Source organism: Actinomadura rifamycini DSM 43936, from assembly GCF_000425065.1.
GTDB classification, from domain to species: domain Bacteria; phylum Actinomycetota; class Actinomycetes; order Streptosporangiales; family Streptosporangiaceae; genus Spirillospora; species Spirillospora rifamycini.
In genome coordinates, this window is record NZ_AULB01000015.1 from 49011 (window position 1) to 66096 (window position 17086).

Below are 17086 nucleotides of genomic sequence, written 5' to 3' on the forward strand. Positions count from 1 at the left end.
CGACGGCCGTCACATGATGTTGAGCTGCGTGAACACCGCAAGTCCACCCACCGTCGATCTTCTCGAAAAGTCGGCGACCAGGTGTTGAATCGTCGTTGTGAATACGCATACACTGCCCGGACCTGAGACCCCCGTCACCCCACGGCGAAGGAGCCCGCAGTGAAACCGAGGTCCCCAGCCCCCGCCTGGACCGTGCCATGGTGACGGCGACGGCCGAGCGCTCCGCCGCGTCCGGCGCCGCCCCGGCCGGGCGGCCGCCCGGGTCCGGCGCGGGGCGCGGGCGGCGGATGCGCCGCGCGGCACAGCCGTACCTGCACCTCGCCCCCGCCCTCGCCGCGGTCCTGCTCACCACTGTCTACCCGCTGGTCTCGGCGCTCGTGACCAGCTTCCGGCACTGGCGGCTGAACGAGTCCACGGCGCCCGGCGGGTTCGTCGGACTGGAGCAGTACCAGCGGGCCTTCCAGGACGACACGTTCTTCAACAGCGTCATGGTCACGCTGTGGTTCACGTTCGTGTCGGTGGTGCTGTCGGTCGGGATCGGGCTCGCGATGGCCCTGGTCCTCAACCGGCGCGGCCCGCTCACCGGGCTGACGAAGGCGCTGCTGATCCTGCCGTTCGCGGTGGCGCCCGCGCTCAAGGGCTTCTCGTGGCGGTTCATGATGAACCCCGACCACGGCGTCTACGACAAGATGATCGACGCCGTGTTCCCGTTCGCCGCCGACGTGAACTGGCTGGGGGAGCCGTTCTGGGCGCAGATGGTGCTGGTCCTGACCGAGGTGTGGGGCTGGGCGCCGCTGATCGCGCTGATGCTGCTCGGCGGGCTCGCGTCCGTCCCGGGCGAGGTCAACGAGGCCGCGCGGGTGGACGGCTGCTCGGCGTGGCAGCGGTTCCGGTACGTGACGTTCCCGCTGCTGCGGCCGCTGCTGCTGATCGTCGTCTTCCTCAAGGCGGTCTTCTCGCTGAAGCTGTTCGACCAGGTCGTCACCATCACCGGCGGCGGGCCGGGCCGGGCGACCGAGACCCTCAACTACTACGCCTACACGCAGGGCTTCACGTTCCTCGACATCGGCTACGCCTCGGCCGTCTCGTGGATCCTCGTCGTCGCCCTCGGCGTCCTCGCGACGGGCTACCTGATCGCCATGAACCGGCAGGAGGCGAAATGACCACCCGTGACCTGACCGCGCGGAAGGCGCTGGGCGGCGGGGCGCATCTGGCCGCCGTGCTGGCGATCCTGTTCTTCGTCCTGTTCCCCATCGTGTGGCTCGCGCTCACCGCGTTCCGCCCGGCGGCGGAGGCGTTCTCGACCTCCCCGCTCTTCGCGCCGACGCTGGAGAACTTCCGCGCGATCATCGGCGGGGAGAACGACCTCACCGCCGCCGCCGTGAACAGCGTCGTGGTGGGCACCGCGACGACGCTGATCTCGCTGCCGATGGCGCTGCTCGCCGCGTACGCGTTCTCCCGGCACCGGTTCCCCGGGCACCGGTCGATGCTGCTCGCGATGGTCGCGACCCAGTTCATCCCGGGCGTCGCGATCGCGCTGCCGTTCCTGACGCTGTTCCACGACCTCGGCCTGCTAGACACCCGCACGTCGCTGGTGGTCGTGAACCTGTCGCTCGTCGTCCCCTACATCACCTGGCTGCTGAAGGGGTTCGTGGACGGGCTGCCGATCGAGATCGAGGAGGCCGCGCGGCTCGACGGCTGCGGCCAGGTCCGGCTGCTGTGGCGGGTGGTGACGCCGCTGGCCGCGCCCGGCCTGTTCGTCTGCGCGGTGTTCTCGTTCCTGCTGTCGTGGAACGAGTTCCTGTTCCCGACGTTCCTGGCCAAGGAGAACGCGACGACGCTGCCCGTCGGGCTGATGACGCTCGTCCGCCCGGAAGGCGTCGCGTGGGGGCAGATGGCCGCCGCCGGCCTGCTGGTGATGGTGCCGATGCTGGTGATGTCGCTGTTCGTCCGCAAGCACTTCGCGCAGGGCATGACGATGGGAGCGATCAAGTGAAGCGAGGGTTCCTGCGCCGGCGGGCGTCCCGCCCCGCCGCGGCCGCGCTCGCGGCCGTCCTGCTCGCCGCCGGGTGCGGGACGGACGCCGAACGGCACGAGCTGGCGGACGTCGTCCGCGCCGGCCCCGTCGACGACCTCGGGCTGCGCACCGGCAAGCCGTACGACGGGACGAAGATCCGGCTGCTGATCTGCTGCAACACCGCCGCCCAGTTCCTCGCCATGCAGGACCGGACGGGCACGGAGTTCACGAAGCGGACCGGCATCGAGGTCGAGTGGGCGAACATCCCGTACGAGTCGTTCCTGCAGAAGATCGTCGCCGAGAGCGCGCTCGGCACCGGCACCTACGACCTGGTCGCCTGGACGGACGCGTTCGGCGCGTCCGTCCGGCTCGGCGTGCAGCCGCTCGACGGGGTGATGGAGCGGGCGGGCATGACGCTCGAGGACTACCCGCCGCCGTTCCGGGAGGCCGCCACCGCCGGGGACCCGGGGACGACGTACGGGCTGCCGGTCCGCGGGTACGCGTACTCGCTGTACTACCGGCAGGACGTCTACGAGAAGTTCGGGTTCGAGCCGCCGGAGACCTGGAACGAGTACCTCGGGCAGCTCGACGAGCTGAAGGAGTCGAGCCCGCGGCACCCGATCGCCGGGCAGTACGGGCGCGGCAGCGGCCAGAACCTGTTCACGTGGCTGTCGATGCTGTGGAGCAACGGCGGCGAGCTGTTCGACGAGGACGGGAACGTGGCGTTCACGAGCCCGCAGGGCGTCCAGGCCACCGAGAAGTACATCGAGATGATCCGCAAGGGGTACAGCCCGCCCGCGTCGGCGAACTGGACCGAGACCGAGGCCACGCAGTCGATGGAGCAGGGCCACGCGGACACCGTCCTGACCTGGACCTGGCAGTACGACGACTTCACGAACCCGGAGAAGGTGAAGCCGGAGGTCGCGGAGAACATCCGGGCCGCGCAGCTCCCCGGCTGGGAGGGCAAGGAGCGCGCGTCCTACGGCATGACGTGGCTGATGGGCGTGCTGCGCAGCTCCGAGAAGCAGGGCGCGGCGTGGGAGTACCTCAAGTGGGTCTCCAACGCGAAGACCGAGCGGGCCATCGCGCTCGACAAGTCGAAGCCCGAGCAGGCCACGGGCATCACCGTCCACACCTCGAACATGCTCGACCCCGAGGTCAACGAGGTGAACGGCGGCATCCCGAAGCTCCAGTACGAGGCGCTGCGCACCGGCCGCGTCATCCCGACCTCGATCAACTGGCCGCAGATCCAGGACACCATCGAGGTCGCGATCAACAAGATGGCGCACGGCGCCGACGTCCGGTCCGAGCTGCGGAGCGCCGCCGCCCGCATCAAGAAGATCGAGGAGACCGGTGGCTGACACGCCGACCCCGAACGAGACCGGCCTGCAGGAGGTCGCGTACGCGCCGTACCGCGACCCCGAGGAGTTCATCACCGAGTGGACCGACCGCATCTGGGTGCGGCGCGGCGTCGGGCTGATCCGCGAGAACTACGCGGCCGACTCGGTCGTCCACGGCGCCTACGGGACCGTGCGCGGCGTCGAGCCCGTCGTGGCGTCCACCCTGCAGAAGATCAGCGCGTTCCCCGACCGGGTCGGGCAGGCCGACGACGTCGTGTGGGAGGCGCGCGGCGACGACGCGTTCGTCAGCTCGCACCGCGTGTTCAGCGCGGGCACCCACACGGGCGTCTCGCCCTACGGCCCGCCGACGCACCGCCCGTTCGTCTCCCGCACGATCGCCACCTGCCTGTACCGGCGCGGCGTGATGGAGGAGGAGTGGGTCGTGCGGGACGAGCTCGCGGTCGTCCGGCAGCTCGGCCTCGACCCGGACGCCGTCGCGCGGGGCGTCGCGTTCCCGGCGGGCGGCGGGCGCATCCTCGGCGACCCGCCCGCCGACCCGCTGGCGTGCGGCGACTCGGGGCCGCGCCCGGCTGGCGGGGCGCGGCGCGGCGAGTGCGAGCACGTCCTCGGGCTGATCGAGGACGTGTGGAACGGGCGGCGGCTCGACCGCGTCACCGACTTCGTCGCCCGCGACGTCACCTGCCACACCACCGGGCACCGCGACGTGATCCGCCCGGACGGCTACCAGCGCGCGCTCCTCGGCCTGCTCGCGCCCTTCCCGGACGCCCGGGTGGAGGTGCGGGACGTCGCCGCGCACGACTCGGCGGCGCACGGCGGCGTGCGGGTCGGCGTCGTGTGGTTCCTGCGCGGCACGTACGGCGGGACGCCCGCGTACGGGGCGCCGACGGGCTCGCCCGTCGAGGTGCTCGGCGCGTCCCAGTTCCTGTTCCGCGGCGGACGGATCGTCCGGGAATGGCGGATCTACGACGAGATATCCGTGCGCGCGCAGATCGCGCACGCCCGCGGCGACGAACCGTCCCCGGCGAACTGACCCGCACCGCTTCCTGCCCGCTCCCTGCCCGCTTCCTGCCCGCTTTCTGCCCGCTTTCTGCTTCGTCCCCTTCTTTCCGAAAGGTTGATCCATGCGTTTCTCTCCCGCCCGGCTCGCCGAGCTCGAAGGGTCCTACCGGATCCTCAAGGCGCCGGGCTCCACGCGTCCGGCGGCGCAGACCGACCCGGCCGTCGCCGAACGGGTGTCGTCGATGCTCGCCGACATCGAGGCCGGCGGCCTGGACGCCGTCCTGCGGTACGCGCGGGAGCTGGACGGCTGGGACCGGCCGGACGTCGAGGTGTCCGGCGCCGACCTCGCCCGCAGCGGCGACGCGCTCCCGCCCGGGCTGCGGGACGCGCTGGCGCTCGGCGTCGAGCGGACCGCGGCGTTCGCCCGGGAGCAGCGCGCCCGGCTGACCGACTTCGAGACCGAGCTGGCGCCCGGCCTGGTCGCCGGGCAGCGGTACGTGCCGGTGCAGCGCGTCGGCGCGTACCTGCCCGCGGGCCGGTTCCCGCTGCTGGCCGGGGCCTGCATGACGGTCGGCGTCGCCAAGACCGCCGGCGTCGGGACGGTCGTGGCGTGCACCCCGCCGCGCCCGGACGGCAGCGCGGACCCGGCCGTCCTGTACGCGGCGCACCTGTCGGGCGCCGACCGCGTGTTCGTGCTCGGCGGCGTCCAGGCGCTCGCCGCGATGGCGTTCGGGCTGCTCGGCGAGGCGCCCGTCGACATGCTCGTCGGCCCCGGCAACGCGTACGTGGCGGAGGCGAAGCGGCAGCTGTTCGGGACGGTCGCGATCGACCTGCTCGCCGGGCCGTCCGAGGTCGCGGTGCTCGCCGACGACACCGCCGACGCCGAGCTCGTCGCCGCCGACCTGCTCGGGCAGGCCGAGCACGGCACCGAGTCCCCGGCGGCGCTCGTCACGACGTCCGAGCGGCTCGGGCTGGCGGTCGTCGCGGAGGCGGAGCGGCAGCTCGCGGCGCTGAAGACCCGCGACATCGCCGGGCCCGCCTGGCGCGACTTCGGGTCGGTGACCTGGGCCGCGGACGAGGCGACCGCGGTGGCGCTGATGGACGACCTCGCCCCCGAGCACCTCGAGATCCTCACCGCCGACGACGACCGGTACCTGGACGCCCTGCACAACTACGGGTCGGCGTTCCTCGGGCCGTGGAGCACCGTCGCGTACTCCGACAAGGGCATGGCGGGCACCAACCACGTGCTGCCGACGGCGGGCGGTGCGCGGCACAGCGCCGGGCTGTCGGTGTCGCGGTTCCTCAAGCCGCTGACCTACCAGCGCGCCGCGCGCGAGGCGACCCCGCTGCTGGCCGAGGCCGTCGAGGTGATCTCCTCGTACGAGGGGATGGCCGCGCACGGCGCGACCGCGACGCTCCGGCTCGCCCGGTACCGCTGAACCCGTCCTCGAACGACACGAAAGGCAGACGAACATGGCGGACGACGAGCGCCGCGACGAACGGAACGACGAACAGGCCGGCGGCGGGCCGGCGCCGGCGGGCTCCGGCGGGCGGATCCCCGACCGGGCGCCGGGCGCGGCGGTGGCGATGTCCGCGCCGGTCCCGCGGACCATGCCGTCCGACTTCCGCATCTCGCTGCGGCCCGGCCACGGCGCGGACGTCCCGGGGACGGTGCACGGCGCGCGGCGGCAGCCGCTGCGCGGGTTCGAGGACGCCTACACCGACATCGTCGACTACATCGTGCGGATCACCCACCGCATCTGGGAGGACCAGGACGTCGGCTACATCTACGACACCTACAGCCCCGGCTGCCGCCTCTACGACGACACCGGGTTCAAGTACGGCGTCGAGCAGCTGGTGACGGGAACGATCCAGAGCATCAACGCCTTCCCCGACTGCCGGCACTACGCCGACGACGTGATCTGGGCGGGCGACGAGGACCACGGGTTCGTCACGTCGCACCGCGCGATCAACATCGGGCACCACACCGGCCCGTGGCGCTGGAGCCCGCCGACCGGGCGCCGCATGGAGACGTGGGTGATCGCGAACTGCGTCGTCCGGGAGAACGAGATCTACGAGGAGTGGGTCCTCTACAACACGGCCGCGAAGCTCGCGCAGCTCGGCATCGACGTGCGGGAGGCCGCCCGGATCTACGGCAACGAGGGCGGCGTCGCGCCGCTCGGCGAGCGCGGCGTCACCGAGGTCGAGCGCCTGGCGGGCGGCCGCCGCCCGCAGCCGTACCCGGCGGCGGACCCGCGCGCCGGGTTCGACCTGGAGCACACCGTCCGCGCCCTGTTCCACGACACCTACAACCGGCGCGACCTCAGCGCGGTCGACCGCGCGTACGCGCCGAACGTCCGCTGGCACGGGGCGTCGAACCGGTCCGGGTACGGGCGCGCGGACGTCCGCGGGATGGCGCGGAACCTGCTCGCCACGTTCCCCGACCTGGGGATGCAGGTCGACGAGGTGTACTGGATGGGCAACGACCGCGACGGGTACGCGGCGTCCGTCCGGTGGACGGCGGCGGGCACGCACCGCGGCCACGGCCTGTACGGGCGCCCGACCGGACGGCGCGTCCACCTGTGGGGCATCTCGCAGCTGTACTTCTCCGGCGGCCGCATCGTCGAGGAGTGGACGCTGTTCAACGAGTTCGACGTCCTCGCGCAGCTCCTGCGCGACGACCCGCCCGCGGCCTGACCGCCGTGCACCGGTGCCGGACATGACGCGGATCGTCTGCGCGCAGCTCGCCCCGGTCGTCGGCGACCTGCGCGGCAACCGGGCGCGGTCGGCGGCGGCGGTGCGGGACGCCGCCGCGCTCGGCGCGCACGTCATCGTGCTGCCCGAGCTGGTGACCTCCGGGTACGTGTTCGCGTCCGCCGCCGAGGCCGCGTCCGTCGCGATCACCCCGGCCGACCCGGTCTTCGGGGCGTGGGCGGACGCGGCGGGCGGCGCCGTGGTCGTCGGCGGGTTCTGCGAGCGGGGCCCGGACGGGCGCCTGTACAACAGCGCCGCCGTCGTCGACCGCGGCGCGGTCGCCGCCGTCTACCGCAAGACGCACCTGTGGGACACCGAGCAGCGGGTGTTCGCGGCGGGCGACCGCCCGGTCCCGGTCGTCCGGACGTCGGCCGGGCCGATCGGCGTCCCGATCTGCTACGACCTGGAGTTCCCGGAGGTGGTGCGGGCGCTCGCGCTCGGCGGGGCGCGGCTGCTCGCGGCGCCGGTGAACTGGCCGCTGGTGGACCGCCCGGCGGGCGAGCGGCCGCCGGAGGCGGTGATCGCGATGGCCGCCGCCCGCGTCAACCGGGTGTTCGTCGCGTGCTGCGACCGGACGGGCGACGAGCGCGGCGTCGCCTGGACGGGCGGCACCGTGATCGTCGGCGCGGACGGCTGGCCGCTCGCGACGCCCGGCCCGTCCGGGTTCGCGGTCGCGGACGTCGACCTGGCGGACGCGGCCGACAAGACCGCGAGCCCCCGCAACGACCTGCTGGGCGACCGGCGCCCCGAGCTCTACTGACCGCGCGGGTCGGGGATGATCCGGAACGCGACGAACGCCGGGAAGGTGCTCAGGGACGCGTGGTCGTCCGGGTGGCTCTCGGCCATCTCCGGGACGGGCCGCGGTTCGAGCAGTTCCTCGATGAGGAACCCGGCCCGCCGGAACACGGCGCCGAGGTCGGTGAGGGGCCGCCGCCACGCGCGGATCGGCCAGTCGTGGCCGTCGCTGAGCGACTCCTCGACCGCCTCGACGTCGAAGTAGGAGCCGCCGCGCCGCCACCACGACATCGCCGGGTGCTCGGTGGACAGGACGACCGCGCCCGCGGGCGCCAGCACCCGGCGGAACTCGCGGAGCAGCGCGACCGGGTCGTCCAGGTAGTGGACGGCGAGGGCGAGGACGACGAGGTCCACCGAGCCGTCCGGCACCCAGGCCAGCGGGTCGGCGAGGTCGTGCACCCGCAGGTCGGCGCGGCCGCCCGTCCGCTCCCGGGCCAGCTCGACGAACGTGGGGCTGGCGTCGCAGCCGAGGACCCGCGCGCCCCGCTCCAGCAGCTCCGCCGCGTACAGGCCGGGGCCGCACGCCGCGTCGAACACCGTCGCGCCCGCGACGTCGCCCGCGAGCCCGAGCACGGCCGGCCGGTCGTACAGGGCGTTGTAGGCGCTGGTCTCGGCGTGCGCGGCGTATTCGCGGGCGAAGCGTTCGTACATGCCCCGATCATCCCAGACAAGATCAACCGCACTGTTCGCGCAGGTGGGCCGCGGTACGCGCGCCCCGTGCCCCCGGCGTCGGCACGGCCGCCGCCGCGGCCTCGCCGGACGGGCGCCGCGGCAGTACGGTGATCGCCGGGAATCCGGGAGAACCGGATGAAACCGTCCGGGCTCGCCGCGGGTCAGATCTCCTGACGCGCGCAGGCGGCGGTCGGAGGGAGAAGAGAACCGTGAGCAGTGCCGACGACCCCACCGACCGGACGTCCACGCCCGGGCCGTACGCCGACCTGTCGCGCGCGCCCCGCCCGCAGCCGCCCCGCCCCCACCCGAACCGCCCGCACGCCGACCGGGCGGGCGCGCCCCGGCCGTCCGGCGGCGAGTACGCGGGCCCCGCGTGGATCGTCGTCCCGCTGCGCGCCGTCGCGTTCGTGATCGTCCTGCCGTTCCGGCTGCTGTACGACCTGATCCGGGTGATCGGCAAGGGGCTCGGGTGGGTGCTCGGCGGCATCTGGAACGCCCTGTACAGGTGGGTCCTCGCCCCCGTGGGCCGCGCCGTCGCCACGACGCTGCACTACCTGCTCGTCGTCCCGGCGCGGTGGATCTACCGCGCCCTGCTGACCCCGCTGGGGCACGCGATCGTCGCGGTCCTGAAGTGGATCGGGTGGCTGCTCGACCTGGTGCTGCTGAAGCCGCTCGTCTGGCTGCTGAACGTGCTGGTCGTGATCCCGGCCGTCTGGCTGTGGAAGTACGTCCTCTACCCGCCGCTCGTGTGGATCGGGAAGGGGTTCCGGGCCCTGGGGCGCGGCATCGCCTGGATGTGGAACGTCCTGGTCGTGACGCCCTGGGGCTACGCCGCGCGGTTCCTCAAGTGGACGTGGCGGGTGTTCGTCGCGACCCCGTGCTCGTGGCTGTGGAGGAACGTGCTCAGCCCGGTCGGGCGCGCCGTCGGCGCCGTGCTGAACGTGGTCGTGGGCATTCCGTACCGGGCCGTCCGGCAGGCGCTCCGCGACGTCCGGCTCTCGCTCCGCCGCATGTTCCGCGGCGTGTAGGACGCTTCCGGGCGCCCTCCGCCGCCGGGCACGGGAAGCGCGCCGGCTCCCGGAGGAACCGGCGCGCGCCCGATCACTTCTCGGTCTGGTCGGCCTCCGCGCCGCGCCGCTCGTTGCGCTCCCGCATCTTCGCGAGCAGCTCGCGCTTCGCCGCGGCGGCGTCGTCGCGGTCGCCGGACGTCCGCGCCGCCTCGCCGCGCAGCGCGCGCCGCGAGACGTTGCCGCGCTGGCCGCCGACACCCAGCATGTTGTTGCGCTTCTTGGCCATGGTCACTCCCGTGGTTCGTGCTCTGGACAGTGCTGCACGTCCGGCCCCGGGAGCACGGCGGGTCTCAGCCGCCGATCACGCTCCGCCCGGACGGGTCGGCGCGGCGGGGGCGGTACGCCCGGATCGGAAGCGGCCACCATCCGGTGGCCACGGCATTGATCAGCATGGGGCCAGGTTATGCGGCGGCACCCTGAATCGTCGACACGAAATCCCTGGGATACTGGCGGGCGATGTACCGACTCCTGTTCGCACTGGTCATCGCCCGGGTCCCGGCGGAGACCGTGCACCACCTGACGATGCGGGCGCTGCGGGCGGTCCAGTCCGTGCCGGGACTCGCGCCGCTGCTGCGCCGCCTGCTGGTCCCCCGCGACCCGGCCCTGGCCGTCCGCGCGCTCGGGCTCGACTTCCCGAGCCCGCTCGGCCTCGCCGCCGGGTTCGACAAGGACGCCGTCGCCTACGAGGCGCTCGGCGCCTTCGGGTTCGGGCACGTCGAGATCGGCACGGTGACCGGGCGCCCGCAGCCCGGCAACCCGCGGCCGCGGCTGTTCCGGCTCCCCCTCGACCGGGCCGTCGTCAACCGGATGGGGTTCAACAACGCGGGCTCCGAGGCCGCCGCCGAGCGGCTGCGCGGGCGCGGCTCCGGCACGGTCGTCGGGGTCAACATCGGCAAGACGAAGGCCGTGCCGGAGGCCGAGGCCGCCGCCGACTACGTCGCGAGCGCCCGGCGGCTCGCCCCCCACGCCGACTACCTCGTCGTCAACGTCAGCTCGCCGAACACCCCCGGCCTGCGGAACCTCCAGGCCGTCGAGCACCTGCGCCCGCTGCTCCGCACGGTGCGCGAGGCCGCCGACGGCGCCGCGGGCCGGCACGTCCCGCTGCTGGTCAAGATCGCCCCGGACCTCGCGGACGCCGACGTGGACGCCGTCGCCGACCTCGCCCTCGAACTCGGTCTGGACGGCGTCATCGCCACCAACACCACCATCGGCCGCGACGGGCTGCGCAGCGCGCCCGAGCTGGCCGCCGAGACCGGCGGCCTGTCCGGCGCGCCGCTCAAGGACCGCTCGGTCGAGGTGCTGCGCCGCCTCCGCGCCCGCGCCGGCGACCGGCTCGTCCTCGTGTCCGTCGGCGGCGTCGAGACCGCCGACGACGTGTGGGAGCGCGTGCGCGCGGGCGCCACGCTCGTCCAGGGGTACACGGGGATGATCTACGGCGGGCCGCTGTGGGCGCGCCGCGTCCAGCGCGACCTGGCCCGCCGCCTGCACGGCAGCGCCTTCGCCACCATCGAGGACGCCCGCGGCTGACCCGCCCGGCAGGCCGCGCGGGTTCGGTGGAAGCGGACGTCAGTGGAAGAAGCCGTCGGCGATGAGTTCCGGCAGGACGGCGTCCGCGTGCGCGCGCACACTGCCGGCGTCCATTCCGGTGAGGCGCGCGATGGCGTCGAGGAGCGGTTCCAGGGGCAGCGAGCCGTCGCAGACGCCCGCGAGCCCGGCCTCGACCGTCCCGACGCCCGCCGCCCGGCGGAGCCGGCCGGTCTGGCGCAGCACGATCCGCTCCGGGTCCTCGGCGCCGGGCGGGCCGATCTGCTCCTGCACCAGACCGGGCGCCGCGCGCAGCGTTCGTCCACAGGCTGTGGAAAACTCGGCGCCCGCCCGGAACCCGTCGAGGACCTCGTCCACGTAGGCGCCGACGGGCTCCTCGACCGCGTGCCGCAGCTCCTCGACCCGCACCGGCCCGCCGCCGCGCCGCAGCGTGATCCACCCGAATCCGACGCCCGTCACCCGGTGCCGCTCGAAGTGCTCCAGCCACGCGTCGTACCGCGCGCGGTACTCGGGCGTGCCCGCCTCGCACGAGTCCCGCAGCCACAGTTCCGCGTACTCCGCCGGGTCCTGGACGTCCCGCTGGACGACCCACGCCGCGCACCCGGACGCCTCGGCCCAGCCGCCGACGCGCTCGTCCCACGGGACCCCGTCGACGTGCAGCCAATTGGCCAGGAGCTGGCAATATCCCCCGTCGTTCAGCATTTCCGCGGACTCCGTGACGAGCCGCCTGCAGAAGTCGTCGCCCGGCATTCCGGACTCGCGGTAGGTGAACGTGCGGTCGCCGGGCGGCGCGATGACGAACGGCGGGTTCGACACGATCAGGTCGAAGCGCCGTCCCCGCACGGGCTCGAACAGCGGCCCCCGGAGCGTCTCGGCGTTCCCGGTCCCGGACAGCGCGAAGCTCATCTCCGCGAGGTCGAGCGCCCGCGCGTTGACGTCCGTCGCGGTGATGCGCCGCGCCTGCCCGCGCGCCCCGAGATGCACCGCCTGCACGCCGCATCCGGTCCCGAGGTCGAGCACGTTATCCACAGGGCTGTGGACAACCAGGCGCGCCAGGCTCCCGGACGCCCCGCCCGCGCCGACCACGTGATCGGGCGCCGGGACCCCGTCGCCCGGCCGCACCTTCCGGTCCGACACGACGTACCCGGCGTGGCCGTCCCCGCCGACGGCCTCCAGCGGCTCGACATGGAACAGCCCCCGGACCTCGCCGGCCGACTCCTCCGCGAGCCCCGCGCGGACGAGCTCGTCCGTCGTCCCGTCCGGGGGCACCGGCACCTGGAGCCACAGCAGCCGGGTCAGCACCTCCAGCGCCGACCCGCCCCGGGTCGCCCGCAGCGCGGGCACGATCTCGTCCCGCGCCAGCGCCCCGCCCGCCACCGGCCCCAGCAGCGCGCGCACACCGGCGACGGTGTACCCGGCCTCTCGCAGGACGTCACGGACACGGCTCAGCGGCACAGCAAGATCGGACATCCCCCCATCCTGCCCGCCGCCCCGCCCCCGCACCGCCGAACACCCCGGACGGGCGCGGGCGGGCGGGCGCGGACGGGCGGGTCAGGCGCGCCGCTGGTCGGGCATCCTGCGGGTCGGGCGTCCTGCGGGTTACGCGAAGTAGCGCTCGAAGCCCTGGGCGAGGGAGTCGGCGATGCGCTCGCGGAACCGCGGGTCCTTCATCTTGGCCGCCTCGTCCGCGTTGCGCATGTTGCCGGCCTCCAGGAAGACCTTCGGGACGGTCGACATGTTCAGGCCGCCGAGGTCGTCGCGGAAGTCCATCCCCTTCTCGCCCAGGTAGTTCGAGTAGGGGACGCCGGTGCCCTCCTTGAAGGCGTCGCGGAGGGCGAGGCCCAGGTCGCGGGACGCGGGCACCACCGCGGCGTTCCGGCCGATCGACTCGGGCGCGATGATGTGGAAGCCGTGCCCGGACGCCGACGTGCCGTCCGCGTGGACGGACAGGGCCGCGTCGGCCTTCAGCTTGTTGGCGATCCCGGCGCGCTCGGTGATGCACGGGCCGACGCCGTCGTCGCTGTCGCGGGTCAGGGTCACCTCGGCGCCCTCGGCCTCCAGGGCCTTCTCGAGCCGCTTGGAGACGTCCCAGGTGAACGCGTGCTCGCTGTAGCCGTCGTCGGTGCTGGTGCCGGTCGTGTCGCACGCCTTGCTGCCGTTGCCGATCTTGACCTGCTTGTTGATCTCGTCCGGGTGGTCGGCGTTGCCGCCGTTGTGCCCCGGGTCGATCACGATCACCTTGCCGTCCAGCGGGGACGACGCGTCGGGCGACGCGGAACGCTGCTGTTCGGCGCCCGCGGGGGACGTGGCGCCCGCCGTCGGAGGCTGCGCCGCGTCACCGGACCCGCCGCCCGTGCCGCAGGCGACGAGGGCGCCGAGGCTCAGCGCGAGGCCGGCGACCGCAGGGCCGCCTCGTTTGATGCGCACAGGCAGATTCCTCCGTGATGGGTTCGTTATCGCCGATGCCAGTCTGCACCGGGCATCGAGTTCGTCAAACGAAAGTCACGGGGAAAGGCATTCCCGATCAGCGGAAAGGATCTTCCCGGCCGAGCAGCGCGGCGAGCGCCCGCGCCTCCTCCGCGTCCAGGCCGAGCACCACGCGGGGACGTCCCCACGGGTGGTCGATGGAGTGCGCCACGTAACTCGCGACGGACTCCGACACCTGCTCGGTGAGGCCGCGCGCGTGCCTCCACCGCGACCAGGCCCGTTCCAACTCGCTCGCGGCGCGCTGCGCGCACGACACCAGCTCCGGATCACGCACGGCTGACCCCCCGATCGTCCACGACCCTTCCGTGCCGCCCCGGCGCGCGGGTCCGGGCCGGACGGCCGCGCCGGCGCCCGGCCGGGGGCCGTCCGGCCCGCCTGACCCCGGCCCGCCGAACGGTGAGTCCATTAACCCCCCGGCGGCCGTCCGGAGTCCGGCGAATGCCCCGGCCTTGGCCCGCCCGTTACCCGATGCGGACCGGTTCGGGAGACGTCAGGCGGGGACCGGGCCCGTGGTCGAGCGGACCACCAGGTGCGGGACGACGAGGTTCTGCCGGGCGGCGCGGGAGGGGTCGCCGATGCGGGCGGTGAGCATCTCGGCCGCGAGGCGGCCCATGTCGCGGCGCGGCTGGTCGACGCTCGTGAGGGAGATGTGCCGGATCGCCGCGAGATGGGTGTTGTCGTAGCCGATGACCGACAGGTCGGCGGGGACCCGCAGGTCGAGCTCCACCGCCGCCGAGAGCGCCCCGGTCGCGACGAGGTCGTTCGGCGCGAAGATCGCGGTGGGGCGGCGGTCGCGGCGCAGCAGGCCGCGCGCGGCCCGGTAGCCGCCCTCCTCGGTGAAGTCGCCCGGCTGCACGGCGATCTCGTCTTCCAGCCCGTGCCGCCGCATCGCCCTCTCGTAGCCGATGCGCCGGTACCGGGCGGCGGTCGAGCGGGTGCCCTCGATGTGGGCGATGCGCCGGTGGCCGAGCGACACCAGGTGGTCGACGGCGAGGCTGGCGCCGAGCTCGTCGTCGTCCACGACGATGTCGACGCCCTTGACGTCCCGCTCGCCGACCACGACGACGGGGACGCTCGCCGCCGCGTCCTTCAGCGAGTCGGGGACGACGCTGAGGAGCACCAGCCCGTCCACCCGCATCTCGAGGAACGCCTCGACGGCCTCGGCCTCGAACATCGGATCCCAGCGGCCGCTGCCGACGAGCATGCGGAGCCCGGCGCCGTGCAGGCTCTCCTGCAGCCCGTCGAGGAACTCCGCGAAGAACGGGTTGTGCAGGTCGGCGACGATCGCGCCGATGAGGCGCGTGCGTCCCTCGACGAGGCTGCGGGCCACGGCGTTGGGCCGGTAGCCGAGTTCCCGCGCGGCCTGCAGGACGGCCTGCCGGCGGCGCTCGCTGACGTGCGGGGAGCCGCGCATCACCAGGGAGACGAGGGATTTGGAGACCCCGGCCCGCTCGGCGACGTTGCGGATCGTCGGCTTCGGCGCGGGCACGGACCTCCCCTCGTCGCGGGCGGCCGACGAGGGGCGCCGCGGCCTGGGCACCACGACGTCCCTCTGCGTCTTGTGCGGGGGGTCTACTTCACCAGACATGGCACTCCGTCCAGGGGGCCTGCGGGACCTGCCGTCACGGCGCGCCTGGGGCCGCGGCGCGCCTCCTCCGCGCGGGAGGAGATGCCATGATGCCTTGGCTTCCCCACAAATCGTCGCAACAGGGAGTAACGGTCCGCCGCCAAACCGGGTTCGGGTCTGTGGTGTCCCGGATCACATCGCGGCCCGGAGCGGGTCGCGCGAGGGGAACGGGACGCCCCGCGGCCGGCTCGGTACGGCGTGCCCCGGGCGGCGCCTCGGATACCCTGCGCAGGTGGCAGAACGTGCGGTGACCGGTGACAGGGCGCGGAGCCGGCAGCGCGGCGGGCAGGGACGTCGCAGGCTCAGCGTGGACGAACGACGGGAAGAACTGATCGAGGCCGCCCTGCAGCTGTTCAGCACGCGGTCGCCGGAGGACGTCTCCATCGACGACGTCGCGGCGGCGGCGGGCGCGTCCCGGGCGCTCGTCTACCACTACTTCGGCGGCAAGTACGAGCTGTACATCGCGGCGCTCGGCAGCGCGGCGAAGAAGCTGTCGGTGCTGCTGGAGCCGCCGACCGAGGGCAAGCCGCTGGAGCGGCTCGGCGTCTCGCTCGAACGGTACTTCGACTTCGTGGAGAGCCACGCGGCCGGCTACACGGCCCTGCTGCGCGGCGGCCCGGCCGACCGGTCGGGCGAGGTCGGCGAGATCGTCGACGGCATCCGCCAGCTCCTGCTGGACCGGATCCTGCACTCGCTGGCCGTGGACGTCCCGGAGCCGACGCTGCGGATCACGCTGCGCGCGTGGATGGCGGCCGTCGAGACGGCGGGGCTCGACTGGCTCGAGAACCGCGACGTCGCGCGGGCCGACCTCGAACGGCTCCTCGTCGACCACCTGGTCGTGATGCTGCACGTCGCGGGCCGGCACGACCCCGGCACCGGGGCCCTGTTCGACCGTCTCGCGCACGAGGAGCTCACCCCGGGGCAGGCGGCCGGGCCGCTGTCCGGGCAGGCGGGAGGTCCGGCCGGGCGGCCGGCTGAGCACCGCCGGGCCGGCGGGCCCCGCCGGGGCGATCGGTCCACTCGGGACGGGTGTGACCGCCGTGACTCGGGTGACCACTATCGGCCACCCCCTTGCCGCGCGCGCCCGCCGTGGTTCCGTCCATGTTCCGGGCATGCCGGAGTCCCGCCCGGCGAGTCGCGGGCGGGACGTCCGATCGAACCGTGAGCGGGCCGGGACCGCGATTCTCGGATGACCGTGGTCCCGGGCCGTTCCCGGCCCCCCTGTGATGCGTCCGGCGTGCCGGTGCGGGGCGCGCCGGCCGGAGCGGCTACTCCGAGCGCTGCTGCGGGATTCCCGCCAGCAGCGCCCGCACCTCCGCCTCGCGGTAGCGCCGGTGCCCCCCGAGCGTCCGGATGGACGTGAGCTTGCCCGCCTTCGCCCAGCGCGTGACGGTCTTGGGGTCGACGCGGAACATCGTCGCCACCTCCGCCGGCGTCAGCAGGGGCTCGGCCTCTGGCGTACGTGCTGACATGTTTGCGGCCTCTCCTCCGTGGACCGATGACAGCGATCCTGCGATTGATCCTCGCGCGGTCACTGATGTCCCCTATGGCCCGAAAGAGCCACTATGACATCACAACGTGTAACCTTGCCACCACTGAGCGCAACAAGCAAGTTCCTGGCGTACGTTGCGGGCAAACATCCCCTCGAACGCCACGAGCTGCGCATCGGCGATGAACATCGGGTCACGCTGCGTGATTCTAGCGACACGTATAGTCGTATCGCGCGCAGATTCGGGAATTTTGTTCAGTACGTCCACGG

Annotated in this window: 18 protein-coding genes; 10 read left to right on the forward strand and 8 right to left on the reverse strand. The window is 73.6% G+C overall.

The genetic code is table 11. The features are described 5' to 3' along the window. Nucleotides 1–197 precede the first annotated feature (197 nt). The 7 genes from H505_RS0115400 to H505_RS0115430 all read left to right on the forward strand — a co-directional run bounded on the left by H505_RS0115400 (nucleotide 198) and on the right by H505_RS0115430 (nucleotide 7891). Complete coding sequence (locus H505_RS0115400; RefSeq protein WP_051300722.1) at nucleotides 198–1163, forward strand: carbohydrate ABC transporter permease; 966 nt, start codon at nucleotides 198–200, stop codon at nucleotides 1161–1163. After that, on the forward strand, nucleotides 1160–1996 hold the full coding sequence (locus tag H505_RS0115405) for a carbohydrate ABC transporter permease (RefSeq protein ID WP_051300723.1): 837 nt from the start codon (nucleotides 1160–1162) through the stop codon (nucleotides 1994–1996). Before H505_RS0115400 ends, H505_RS0115405 begins: the two co-directional genes overlap by 4 nt. Beyond that, complete coding sequence (locus H505_RS0115410) at nucleotides 1993–3378, forward strand: ABC transporter substrate-binding protein (RefSeq protein ID WP_026402721.1); 1386 nt, start codon at nucleotides 1993–1995, stop codon at nucleotides 3376–3378. Before H505_RS0115405 ends, H505_RS0115410 begins: the two co-directional genes overlap by 4 nt. Further along, nucleotides 3371–4408 (forward strand): ester cyclase, encoded by a 1038-nt coding sequence (locus tag H505_RS0115415; RefSeq protein ID WP_245592529.1) that lies wholly within the window; start codon nucleotides 3371–3373, stop codon nucleotides 4406–4408. Before H505_RS0115410 ends, H505_RS0115415 begins: the two co-directional genes overlap by 8 nt. A gap of 91 nt (nucleotides 4409–4499) precedes the next feature. Continuing rightward, nucleotides 4500–5816 carry a histidinol dehydrogenase gene (gene hisD, locus H505_RS0115420; RefSeq protein WP_026402723.1) on the forward strand — a complete coding sequence of 439 codons (1317 nt, stop codon included), beginning with the start codon at nucleotides 4500–4502 and terminating at the stop codon, nucleotides 5814–5816. Between the two features lie 34 nt (nucleotides 5817–5850). Further along, nucleotides 5851–7074 carry an ester cyclase gene (locus H505_RS0115425; protein WP_084550275.1) on the forward strand — a complete coding sequence of 408 codons (1224 nt, stop codon included), beginning with the start codon at nucleotides 5851–5853 and terminating at the stop codon, nucleotides 7072–7074. Nucleotides 7075–7096: 22 nt separating this feature from the next. Then, complete coding sequence (locus tag H505_RS0115430; RefSeq protein WP_026402725.1) at nucleotides 7097–7891, forward strand: nitrilase-related carbon-nitrogen hydrolase; 795 nt, start codon at nucleotides 7097–7099, stop codon at nucleotides 7889–7891. On the opposite strand, the gene H505_RS0115435 is transcribed toward H505_RS0115430, so the two are convergent. Further along, nucleotides 7885–8577 (reverse strand): class I SAM-dependent methyltransferase, encoded by a 693-nt coding sequence (locus H505_RS0115435; RefSeq protein WP_026402726.1) that lies wholly within the window; start codon nucleotides 8575–8577, stop codon nucleotides 7885–7887. The genes H505_RS0115430 and H505_RS0115435 overlap by 7 nt on opposite strands. A gap of 230 nt (nucleotides 8578–8807) precedes the next feature. On the opposite strand from H505_RS0115435, the gene H505_RS0115440 reads away from it, so the two are divergent. Continuing rightward, nucleotides 8808–9626: a hypothetical protein gene (locus H505_RS0115440; protein ID WP_026402727.1), complete on the forward strand. Its 819-nt coding sequence runs from the start codon at nucleotides 8808–8810 to the stop codon at nucleotides 9624–9626. 73 nt (nucleotides 9627–9699) lie between these two features. Here H505_RS0115440 and H505_RS0115445 read toward each other — a convergent pair whose 3' ends face one another. Then, on the reverse strand, nucleotides 9700–9894 hold the full coding sequence (locus tag H505_RS0115445; RefSeq protein WP_026402728.1) for a DUF6243 family protein: 195 nt from the start codon (nucleotides 9892–9894) through the stop codon (nucleotides 9700–9702). A 230-nt stretch (nucleotides 9895–10124) separates the two neighbouring features. Between H505_RS0115445 and H505_RS0115455 the strand changes: the two genes are divergently transcribed. Then, nucleotides 10125–11195 carry a quinone-dependent dihydroorotate dehydrogenase gene (locus H505_RS0115455; protein WP_026402729.1) on the forward strand — a complete coding sequence of 357 codons (1071 nt, stop codon included), beginning with the start codon at nucleotides 10125–10127 and terminating at the stop codon, nucleotides 11193–11195. 39 nt (nucleotides 11196–11234) lie between these two features. On the opposite strand, the gene H505_RS0115460 is transcribed toward H505_RS0115455, so the two are convergent. From H505_RS0115460 to H505_RS0115475, 4 genes are all read right to left on the reverse strand, one after another. Then, the gene (locus tag H505_RS0115460; RefSeq protein WP_026402730.1) at nucleotides 11235–12683 is read right to left on the reverse strand and encodes a DUF7059 domain-containing protein; all 1449 of its coding nucleotides are present in this window, start codon (nucleotides 12681–12683) and stop codon (nucleotides 11235–11237) included. A gap of 129 nt (nucleotides 12684–12812) precedes the next feature. Beyond that, nucleotides 12813–13640 (reverse strand): N-acetylmuramoyl-L-alanine amidase, encoded by an 828-nt coding sequence (locus H505_RS0115465; RefSeq protein WP_341849562.1) that lies wholly within the window; start codon nucleotides 13638–13640, stop codon nucleotides 12813–12815. Nucleotides 13641–13737: 97 nt separating this feature from the next. Further along, nucleotides 13738–13974: a hypothetical protein gene (locus H505_RS0115470; protein WP_026402732.1), complete on the reverse strand. Its 237-nt coding sequence runs from the start codon at nucleotides 13972–13974 to the stop codon at nucleotides 13738–13740. Between the two features lie 216 nt (nucleotides 13975–14190). After that, nucleotides 14191–15243, reverse strand: coding sequence for a LacI family DNA-binding transcriptional regulator (locus H505_RS0115475; protein WP_425248253.1), 1053 nt, complete (start codon nucleotides 15241–15243; stop codon nucleotides 14191–14193). A 316-nt stretch (nucleotides 15244–15559) separates the two neighbouring features. On the opposite strand from H505_RS0115475, the gene H505_RS42035 reads away from it, so the two are divergent. After that, nucleotides 15560–16492 carry a TetR/AcrR family transcriptional regulator gene (locus H505_RS42035; RefSeq protein ID WP_245592530.1) on the forward strand — a complete coding sequence of 311 codons (933 nt, stop codon included), beginning with the start codon at nucleotides 15560–15562 and terminating at the stop codon, nucleotides 16490–16492. Nucleotides 16493–16595: 103 nt separating this feature from the next. Here the strand turns inward: H505_RS42035 and bldC are convergent, their stop codons facing one another. Beyond that, complete coding sequence (gene bldC / locus H505_RS0115485; protein ID WP_012850682.1) at nucleotides 16596–16799, reverse strand: developmental transcriptional regulator BldC; 204 nt, start codon at nucleotides 16797–16799, stop codon at nucleotides 16596–16598. Between the two features lie 99 nt (nucleotides 16800–16898). Beyond that, entirely contained in the window at nucleotides 16899–17084 is a 186-nt protein-coding gene (locus tag H505_RS51045) for a hypothetical protein (RefSeq protein ID WP_211238474.1), read from the reverse strand. Between the last annotated feature and the right edge of the window lie 2 nt (nucleotides 17085–17086).

Coding starts and splice junctions, on each gene's coding strand:
- H505_RS0115435 (WP_026402726.1), bottom strand. CDS start 8,577: ATGTACGAACGCTTCGCCCGCGAATACGCCGCGCACGCCGAGACCAGC.
- H505_RS0115455 (WP_026402729.1), top strand. CDS start 10,125: ATGTACCGACTCCTGTTCGCACTGGTCATCGCCCGGGTCCCGGCGGAG.
- H505_RS0115445 (WP_026402728.1), bottom strand. CDS start 9,894: ATGGCCAAGAAGCGCAACAACATGCTGGGTGTCGGCGGCCAGCGCGGC.
- H505_RS0115425 (WP_084550275.1), top strand. CDS start 5,851: ATGGCGGACGACGAGCGCCGCGACGAACGGAACGACGAACAGGCCGGC.
- H505_RS0115430 (WP_026402725.1), top strand. CDS start 7,097: ATGACGCGGATCGTCTGCGCGCAGCTCGCCCCGGTCGTCGGCGACCTG.
- hisD (WP_026402723.1), top strand. CDS start 4,500: ATGCGTTTCTCTCCCGCCCGGCTCGCCGAGCTCGAAGGGTCCTACCGG.
- H505_RS0115400 (WP_051300722.1), top strand. CDS start 198: ATGGTGACGGCGACGGCCGAGCGCTCCGCCGCGTCCGGCGCCGCCCCG.
- bldC (WP_012850682.1), bottom strand. CDS start 16,799: ATGTCAGCACGTACGCCAGAGGCCGAGCCCCTGCTGACGCCGGCGGAG.
- H505_RS0115460 (WP_026402730.1), bottom strand. CDS start 12,683: ATGTCCGATCTTGCTGTGCCGCTGAGCCGTGTCCGTGACGTCCTGCGA.
- H505_RS0115405 (WP_051300723.1), top strand. CDS start 1,160: ATGACCACCCGTGACCTGACCGCGCGGAAGGCGCTGGGCGGCGGGGCG.